This window comes from Nonomuraea sp. NPDC001684 (genome assembly GCF_053596515.1).
In genome coordinates, this window is record NZ_JBSFGJ010000392.1 from 1 (window position 1) to 8,777 (window position 8,777).

Genomic DNA, 8,777 nt, shown 5'->3' on the forward strand with positions numbered 1-8,777 from the left:
CTGCCGGACCTGAGCGCCGACATGCGCGCCCGCCTCGACGCCGCCCTCGGCGACGCCCCGGCCGCCCGCTTCCACACCACCGACCACTGACCGCGCCCCCCATCCCTGACTGCGGGCCCTTCACCGCGTGGCCCTTGACAGCGGGGCCCCCTCGCCTCACGCGCGGCCACGGGCCGCCCCGGCGTGGCGGGTGCGCTGCCCCGCGATCTATGGTGGTGGCCGGATGCGGAAGGATCGGGCCCATGGCGGGAAAGACCATCGTCCTGACCGGCGCCAGCGACGGCATCGGCCGTGCCGCGGCACGCGCCCTGCGACAGCGGGGCGACGAGGTCGTCCTCGTCGGCCGGTCGGCCGGGAAGACCGCGGCGCTGGCGAAGGAGCTCGCGGCCGACCACCACGTGGCCGACTTCGCGCGCCTGTCAGAGGTACGCGATCTGGCGGCCACCCTGCTCGACCGCCACCCGGCCATCGACGTGCTGGTCAACAACGCCGGGGCCATCATGGGCTCGCGCACCACCACGCCCGACGGCCACGAGGCGACCTTCCAGATCAACCACCTGGCGCCGTTCCTGCTGACCACGCTGCTGCTGCCCCGGCTGCTGGCCGCCGGCGGCACGGTCGTCACGACGTCCAGCCTGATCAACACCCGCGCCCGGCTCGACCTCGACGACCTCGACGCGGTGCGCCGCTACTCGGGCAGCCGGGCGTACGCCAACTCCAAGCTGGCCAACATCCTGTTCACCCGCGAGCTCCAGCGCCGCCACGGCGCGGACGGCCTGGCCGCGGCCTCCTTCCATCCCGGCGTGGTGGCCACCAACTTCTCCGGCGGCGGCGACAGCGCGGCGCGGCTGCTCTACCACACGCCGCTGAAGCGGTTCCTGCTCACGCCGGAGCAGGGCGCCGACACCCTGGTCTGGCTGGCCACCTCGCGGCCGGGCGCCGACTGGGCCCCCGGCGGCCACTACGAGAAGCGCCGCCCTTCGGCCGTCCACCGCCTGGCGGACGACCCCGGCCTGGCACGCCGCCTGTGGGAGCGCAGCCAAGCGCTCGTCGAGCTCGCCTGACCGGTCCCACGGCCCTGACCGGTCCCACGGCCCTGACCGGTCTCACGGCCGTGGGCGGTCCCACGGCCCTGACCGGTCCCACGGCCCTGACCGGTCCCACGGCCCTGACCGGTCTCACGGCCGTGGGCGTGAGTGGTGGGCGGCGGAGGGCCGACCCCGTCATGCCGGTGTTAGGTCGGTGGCGGCATCCTGGAGTCCCCGGAAGGAGACAGATGCCGCCACGCCCCAGGCTGCCCGCACGTACGGTCCGGCTGCGCTTCACCCTCCTGTACGGCGGGCTGTTCCTTGCCTCCGGCGCGGGCCTGCTGGTCCTGGTCAACCTCGTCGGCATGCCGCTGTCGCGGACCGTGCCGGTGCCGGGCCGGCCCGGCGGCCGGCCGGCCCCGGCCGCCGCCGAGGAATACATCGCCCTGCTCCAGGCCCAGCTCGCCGACGTGCACGCCACGCAGTCGCGTCAGCTCCTGGCGGGGTCGGTGCTCGCGCTGGCCGTCATGGCCGTGGTGTCGATCGTGCTCGGCCGGGTGGTCGCGGGCCGGGTGCTGCGCCCGCTGCGCACGATCACCGCCGCCACCCGCCGCATCTCCGCCGACAACCTGCACGAACGCCTGGCCGTGCCGGGCCCGGCCGACGAGGTCAAGGACCTGGCCGACACCATCGACGGGCTGCTCGCCCGTCTGGAGGACGCCTTCGCCGCGCAGCGCCGGTTCGTCGCCGACGCCTCGCACGAGCTGCGCACCCCGCTGGCCACCATGCGGGCGCGGCTGGACGTGGCCGTGGCGAAGCCGGAGCCCGTACCGGCCCAGACGCTGGCACTGGCCGACCGGCTGCGCACCGACCTCGACCAGGTCGACCGGCTCCTGGAGGGCCTGCTCGCGCTGGCCCGCGCCCAGCACGGCAGCCTGCCCGACGCCGCCGCGATCACGCTCGGCGACCTGGTGCGGCACACCCTGGACGCCCGCGCCGCCGACCTCGCGGCCCGGCGCCTCACCCTGGACGACGAGGGCGTCGCTGAGGGAGTGCGGACGCGGGGCAGCGTCGCGCTGGTCACGCGTATGGTGCACAACCTCGTCGACAACGCGATCGTCCACAACCAGGACGGCGGCTGGATCAGGGTCGAGGCCGCGGCCGACGGCCGGTGGGCACGCCTGGTCGTGGAGTCCGGCGGGGACCGGCTCGACCCCGGACAGGTGGCGCGGCTGGCGCGGCCGTTCCAGCGGCTCGGCGCGGACCGCACCGGGTCGGCGGACGGCTCGGGGCTCGGCCTGTCGATCGTCGCGGCCGTCGCGCAGGCGCACGGCGGCGCCCTCGACCTCGCGGCCCGCCCCGAGGGCGGGCTGCGCGCCACCGTGCGGCTGCCGGCATGAGGGTGCTGGTGGTGGAGGACGCGCGGGCGCTGGCCGCCGTGCTCGCCGAGGGCCTGCGCGACCAGGGCATGGCCGTCGACGTCGCCCACGACGGCCTGGAGGCGGCGGCCAAGCTCGACCTCGCCCCCTACGACGTGGTGCTGCTCGACCGCGACCTGCCGGGCATCCACGGCGACACCCTCTGCCAGATGCTCACCGACCAGGACGAACGCCCCATGGTCCTGATGCTGACCGCGGCCGGCTCGCCCGGCGACCGGGTGAGCGGGCTGACCCTGGGCGCCGACGACTACCTGGCCAAGCCCTTCCACTTCCCGGAGCTGGTGCTGCGGGTGAGGGCGCTGGCGCGCCGCCGCCCCGGCGCCCGGCCGCGCACGTTGCGCGGGGCCGGGATCGAGCTCGACCCGCTGCGGCACACCGTCACCCGGGACGGCCGTCCGCTGGAGCTGTCGGTCAAGGAGTTCGCCGTGCTGGAGGCGCTGCTGCGCGCGTCGCCCGGCTTCCTGAGCACCGAGGCCCTGCTCGAACAGGTCTGGGACGAGCACGCCGACCCGTTCACCAACACCGTGACCGTCACCGTCGGCCGCCTGCGCCGCAAGCTGGGCGAACCGCCGGTGATCAGCACCCGGCCGGGCGTGGGGTACCGGATCGGGTAGCGGGTCGTCCGGCGCTCGCCGGTGATCTTCACCGGCGGGGGTGCAAGGTCAGACCAGGGGCTGATGCGCGGCGGGGTTCCGTCTGCGATCGTGAGGGCGTGAGGGCGGCCGGGGGCGCACCCTGGCGGTGATCGTCCGCGCGACGGGGGCCGGTCCGCCCCTGGTGAGCAGGCAGGAGGAGACGCCGTGATCAGATTCGGCTATGCCGACACCCCGTTCGGCCAGATCCACCACGCCTCGTGCGGCACGGGCGAGCCGGTGCTCCTGCTGCACCAGACCCCCCGCTCATGGGACGAATACCGCGAGGTGCTCCCCCTGCTCGGCCGCACCCGGCGAGCCATCGCCATGGACACGCTCGGCTTCGGCAACTCCGCCCGCCCGCCCGAGCACTCGATCGAGACCTACGCCGCCGGCGTGTTAGCCCTGATGGACGCCCTCGGCCTGCCGCGAGCCGCCGTGGCCGGGCACCACACGGGCGGCGTCATCGCGGTCGAGACGGCGGCGCGCGCACCCGACCGCGTCACCGCCCTGGTGCTGTCGTCCACGCCGATGGTCGACCCCGACGGGCGGCGGCGTCGTGCGGGCCATCCCTCCATCGACGCCGTGCGCGAGCAGTCCGACGGCTCCCATCTGGGCGAGTTGTGGAGCCGGCGGGCCCCCTACTACCCGTGGCCCCTGTTAAGCCGTTTCGTCCGCGACGCGCTGACGGTCCTGCCGGAGGTGGAGCGCGGGCACGAGGCGGTGGCCGCGTACCGGATGGAGGAGCGGGTCGGGCTGGTCCGCTGTCCGGTGCTGGTCGTCGGAGCCACCGACGACCCCTTCGCCTTCCCCGAGCTCGAACGCCTGGCCGCCGCCCTTCCCCACAGCACTCAGGCCGTGGTCAAGGGCGGCGTGATCCCGCTGGAGCACCAGGCGGCGGAGTTCGCGGCGCTCGTGGCGGACTTCCTCGACGGCCAGGCCCGCGAGACCGGCTGAGGCGGCCCCGGTCAGGCGGGAGCCACCCACTCGACGAACTGGATGACGATCCCGTTGGGGTCGGTCACCTGGAACAGGCGCTCACCCCAGGGCTCCTCGCGCAGCGGCATGGTGATCTCGACGCCCGCGTCACGCAGCAGCTTCTCCTGCCCGTCCAGGCCGCCGTCCAGGGTGAAGGCCAGGATGAGACCGGAGGCGTGCTGGTCGCGCTGCTCCGGCGGCAGGACCTCGATGCCGCGGGCGAGCAGCACGATGTCCATCGCGTCGGCGCGGGTGAGCGAGGCGAACCCGTCCGCGGCAACCCGGACGGTGTAGCCCAGGTGTTCGGTGAAGAACGCCTGGGAGGCGGCGACGTCGTCAACGGTGAGCGAGACGGTGGACGTGGTGATCTGCAAGAAGGTCTCCATGAGAGATGAGAACGGACGGTCTGCGGACTCCGCCGCCCGGGAGGGAAGAGTGCTGTGACTTGCGTTCGCGGCCCTCCGACGCCCCGAGGTCGATCTTGAAAGCTACAGCCGGGAAGAGCTTGGGTTCCAAGCAGGTTCTCCTTTTCGTTCGTCGGTCGCAAACTTACGACGGACGTAAATATAGTCCGAGGCTTCGAGGGGTGTCAACGTAAAAATACGACGAGGGTAAGATTCCTTCATGGCTCACGAGACCTCGCCCGCACCCGGCCTCCGCGAATCCAAGAAGCAGGAGACCCGGCAGCTCATCTCCGACCACGCCACCAGGCTGTTCATCGCCCAAGGGTTCGAGCAGACCACCATCGCCGAGATCGCCACCGCCGCCCGCATCGCCAAGAAGACGGTCACCAACTACTTCCCGCGCAAGGAGGACCTGGCCTTCGACCATCAGGAGGCGTTCACGTCCGCCCTGGCCGACGCCGTCGCCGCCCGCGGTCCCGGCGAATCGGCCCTGTCCGCTCTACGACGTGCCTTCCTGGCCTCCGTCGTGGCCCAGGACCCGGTGGCGGGGTTCTCCGGACCGGAGTTCGCCCGCATGATCGCCGACAGCCCCACCCTGACGTCCTGCCTGCGCGGCCTGCACGACCAGCGCGAACAGCACCTCGCCCGGGCCCTCGCCGACGCCATCGGCACGACGGCAGACGACATCACCGTCCAGACCGCCGCCGGGCTGCTGGGAACCGTGCACCGGGTGCTGTTCCAGCGCATCCACGAGCTCACCCTGGCGGGCCTGCCCAACGACCGCATCGCCGACACGATCGCCCCCGACGCCACCCGCGCCTTCGACCTCCTAGAACCCGCCCTCTCCAACTACGCCCCCGCCTGAGCCTCAGAAGGCCGCCTCCCCACTCCCAGGAGGCCGCCCCTGGTCTCAGGAGCCGTCTAGGCTCAGAACGGGCCGAGGCTCAATGGCTGCCTCAGCCTCAGGAGCCGCTGGATGAGCCAGTGGCGGGCCGGACGGGAACTGATCGGCCGCCAGAGTCCTGGGCGGCGCCGCCAAGGTCAGAGCTGGCCCGAGCCTCGTGGGCGGCCCCCAGAATCCGCCACCCACTTAGGGGCCGCCCGCTCAGGAGCCGCTGGCCGCTCAGGAGTCGTCCCAGCGTCAGGAGTCGTCCCAGTGTCAGGAGTCCTCCGGGTCGGGGGCCAGCGGTGGGGTGGGTGGGAGGTGCCAGGTCGTCAGGAAGGCTTTGGCCAGGGTGCAGGCGCCGGCGTACGGGCCCTCGGCATGGGACAGGGCGGCGGCGGTGATCTCCGCGACGCGGTTCTCGACCAGGTGGCCGACCTCGTCCGCGGTGGAGACCGTTCCCGCCCGTTCGGCGAGGTAGCCGATCGTGGCGCCCGCGCCGCAGACGAAGTCCGCCAGCGTCACCACGCCCCGCTCCCCCAGCGTCCGCAGCCCCCGGGCGGTGTAGGGCACGTTCGCGGCCGGCGCGACCAGGCCGGCCCGCACCGTCGCCGCCCGCCGCGCCGACAGGGTGCCGGTCCGCGCCCCGGGAACCAGCACGTCGGCGGGCACCTCGTACAACGCCTCGGGTGGCAGCACGGGGAGGCTGAGCCGGGTCACGCAGGCGTCGCCGTGCTCGGCGCGCAGTTCCTCCAGGGCCGCGACGTCCAGGCCGGCGGGGTCGCTGACGCATCCGTGCAGGGTGGACAGGGCGACCAGGCGCGCGCCGCGCCGCGCCGCCTCGCGCACGACGGCGCTGCCCACCTTGCCGAAGCCCTCGACCGCCAGCGTCCGCCCGGCCAGGCCGCCGAGCGCCGTCGCGGCGGCCACGACCACGCCCAGCCCGGTGACGACGGTGTCCACCAGCTCGCCGCCGGCCTCCCCGTGCATGATCGAGTCGGCCCGGTACCCGGGCAGCGGCGCGAAGTCCTGCGTCCGCGTGCCCAGGTCCGAGGAGGTGTGGAAGGTGCCCTTCTCGACCAGCGGCGCGACCTCCCGGCAGAAGCGCGCCACCGTGCCCGCCCGGTCGGCCGGCGAGGCCCGGAGCACCGCCTTGGCCCCGCCGATCCGCTCGCCGAGCACGGCCAGCTTGTACGTCATCGCCCGCGCCAGCAGCCCCGCCTCCTCGCGGGTGACGTCCGGCGCCAGCCGGGTGCCGCCCGCGCTGACCGGGCAGTCCAGGTCGAAGGCGATGCAGCCGTCCACCGAGACGAGTTCCATGATCCTCATCCGCGCTCCCGCGTCCGTGCGAACCGTGCCTGCCGCCCAATCTCCGCGCCGCCCGGCCGCCTGTCCATGGGTCACCGTCGATCGGAATGGCCGCCCGGAACGCACTCCAGCGCCCGGGCCCTTGGCCATGGCTCAGCCCTGGCCGGAAAGCCTGTCCATGAGTCGGCCTCGACCGGAATGGCCGCCCGGAACGCACTCCAGCGCCGGGCCCCCTGGCCGTGGCTCACCCTGGCCGGGAAGCCCGGACGACTGTCCAGGGTCAGGGAGCGTTGTATCCCAAGGTGTACGGACCGGTGCCGGAGTAGGAGTGCACCCGGTAGCGGTAGTAACCGGCCGCGCCGGTGTAGGTGAGCGTCTCGTCGGCTCCCGACCCGGCGCTCTGCGCGACCGTCGCCCACGTCGACCCGTTCCAGCGCTGCAGGTACAGGTCGAAGTCGGCGCCGGACGGGCCGTCCAGGCACGCCTGGTGCGGGCCGGTGACCGTGGTCTGCAGATACCCGCCGTCGGGCTGGTACTGCTCCGCCCCGGCGGCCAGCGTCCCGGACTTGGTGGTCTCGTAGCCGGAGCAGCCGCCCGCGGCGGCCACGGACAGGGCGAAGGTGAGCGTGTGGGTGGCGGCGGGGCCGGTGGCGGTGACCGTGATCACGTACATGCCGCCGGGCGTCTGCGCGGTGGTGGAGATCGTCATGACGGACGTGCCGCCCGACTGGACGGTGGGCGGCGCGAACGTCGCGGCGGCCCCCGCCGGCAGCCCCGCGGCGGCGAACTGCATCTGCTGGGGCCCGCCGCGCGTGACGGCGGTGGAGATGGTGCTCGTGGTCGACCCGCCCGGCGTGACGCCGCCGCTCGTGGGCGAGAGCGAGATCGCGAAGTCGTCGCCGCCGCCGTTCGGCGGGGTGTTGTCGATCATGCCGGAGATCTCGTTGTACACCTCGGTGATGCGCGTCCCCCAGTTGGGGCAGCCGCCGAGGTGGTGCAGCGCGATCACCTTGTGGCTGGAGGCGGCGATCACCGGGGAGCCGGAGTTGCCGCCGGAGGTGTCGCAGCGGTAGCCGGTGTTGACGCCCGACGACACCACGTCGATCTTGCAGGCCGCGCCGCCCTGCGTGTCCTCGTACAGGGACAGGCGCTTGGGCAGGGTGTCGCCGTGGCCGGGGATGTAGATGCGCTCGCCCGCCACCGGGGGACGCGGATCGAGGTACAGGGTGCCGAACTGCTGGATCGCGGCGAAGTCGGCGACGCTGAAGAGCGTGTAGTCGAGCGCTTCGAGTGCGCTGGTCTTCAGGAACTGGCCGCCGCCGACCTTCGTCCCGGCGCCCGGGTTGTCGCCGCCGCAGGTGGCGCAGTCGTAGTCGAACTGGAACTCGCTGGCGCTCAGGTCGGCGGCGCTCTCCATGCAGTGGTGGTTGGTCAGCATGCGGTTGGTGTTGCCGACCCGCCAGGCCGTGCAGTAGCCGAGGCCGTTGAGCAGCTGGCGGGCCACGGCGCGGCTGCGGGCGTACTCGGTGGGGTTGCTGTCCTTGTAGCAGACCACGTCCCGCCGCGCGTCGGTGCCGCAGACGCTGAACGTCCGCGGCGTCAGGGCCGCGGCCTCCTGGGTGGTGTAGCCGCGGAAGTACCGGTCGATGCGCACGCCGAAGCCCTGCCGGGCCAGCCGGACGGCGTTGCGCGGCCCGGACGCGTGCAGGGTGACCACCGCCGTGTCGCCGTCCACGGAGAGCGCGGCGAAGCCTGGGACGCCGTGCAGCGTGTACCCGGAGCCGGTCGGGTAGCGCCCGCGGGTGGGGTCGCCGTAGTAGGTGTGGGTCTCGCGGCCGTCCGGCGAGGCGACGGTGACGTAGTCGCCGGGCACGAGGGTGAGCGCGGCGAAGTGCACCTTGACGTACCGGGAGCCGGGCCGGGTGACGCGCGTGCTCCAGCTCCGTCCGGCGGCGCCGTAGGACAGGGACAGGTCGGCGAGCACCTCCTCGCCGGCCGGGGAGACCCGGCTGTCGAGCTGCGCGTGCAGGGGTGCGGCGGCGGGGGCCTGCGCGAGGGCGGGGGCCGGGGTCGCCGGCGCGACGACGGCCAGCGCGGCGATCAAC

The 8,777-nt window shown here is 73.7% G+C and carries 8 protein-coding genes; 5 read left to right on the top strand and 3 right to left on the bottom strand.

Translation table 11 applies throughout. The features are described 5' to 3' along the window. The first annotated feature begins 242 nt into the window (after nt 1-242). The 4 genes from ACWCSD_RS40890 (at nt 243) to ACWCSD_RS40905 (ending at nt 4,056) form a co-directional block, all read left to right on the top strand. Nucleotides 243-1,064 carry an SDR family NAD(P)-dependent oxidoreductase gene (locus ACWCSD_RS40890; protein ID WP_449922957.1) on the top strand — a complete coding sequence of 274 codons (822 nt, stop codon included), beginning with the start codon at nt 243-245 and terminating at the stop codon, nt 1,062-1,064. Between the two features lie 212 nt (nt 1,065-1,276). Continuing rightward, a complete protein-coding gene (locus ACWCSD_RS40895) occupies nt 1,277-2,428 on the top strand; it encodes a sensor histidine kinase (RefSeq protein WP_397157709.1) in 1,152 nt (383 codons plus the stop codon). Continuing rightward, nucleotides 2,425-3,081 carry a response regulator transcription factor gene (locus ACWCSD_RS40900; RefSeq protein WP_358297483.1) on the top strand — a complete coding sequence of 219 codons (657 nt, stop codon included), beginning with the start codon at nt 2,425-2,427 and terminating at the stop codon, nt 3,079-3,081. The genes ACWCSD_RS40895 and ACWCSD_RS40900 overlap by 4 nt, the downstream gene beginning before the upstream one ends. A gap of 186 nt (nt 3,082-3,267) precedes the next feature. Continuing rightward, on the top strand, nt 3,268-4,056 hold the full coding sequence (locus ACWCSD_RS40905) for an alpha/beta fold hydrolase (protein WP_449922960.1): 789 nt from the start codon (nt 3,268-3,270) through the stop codon (nt 4,054-4,056). A gap of 11 nt (nt 4,057-4,067) precedes the next feature. Here ACWCSD_RS40905 and ACWCSD_RS40910 read toward each other — a convergent pair whose 3' ends face one another. Further along, nucleotides 4,068-4,451, bottom strand: coding sequence for a VOC family protein (locus tag ACWCSD_RS40910; RefSeq protein WP_397157713.1), 384 nt, complete (start codon nt 4,449-4,451; stop codon nt 4,068-4,070). Between the two features lie 250 nt (nt 4,452-4,701). On the opposite strand from ACWCSD_RS40910, the gene ACWCSD_RS40915 reads away from it, so the two are divergent. Then, nucleotides 4,702-5,346, top strand: a complete 645-nt coding sequence (locus ACWCSD_RS40915; protein ID WP_449922964.1) for a TetR/AcrR family transcriptional regulator — start codon at nt 4,702-4,704, stop codon at nt 5,344-5,346. A gap of 294 nt (nt 5,347-5,640) precedes the next feature. Here ACWCSD_RS40915 and ACWCSD_RS40920 read toward each other — a convergent pair whose 3' ends face one another. Both ACWCSD_RS40920 and ACWCSD_RS40925 read right to left on the bottom strand, forming a co-directional pair. After that, complete coding sequence (locus ACWCSD_RS40920; protein ID WP_449922967.1) at nt 5,641-6,693, bottom strand: Glu/Leu/Phe/Val dehydrogenase dimerization domain-containing protein; 1,053 nt, start codon at nt 6,691-6,693, stop codon at nt 5,641-5,643. A gap of 259 nt (nt 6,694-6,952) precedes the next feature. Continuing rightward, nucleotides 6,953-8,777: trypsin-like serine peptidase (locus ACWCSD_RS40925; RefSeq protein WP_449922970.1), on the bottom strand; the 1,825-nt coding region annotated here is incomplete at its 5' end.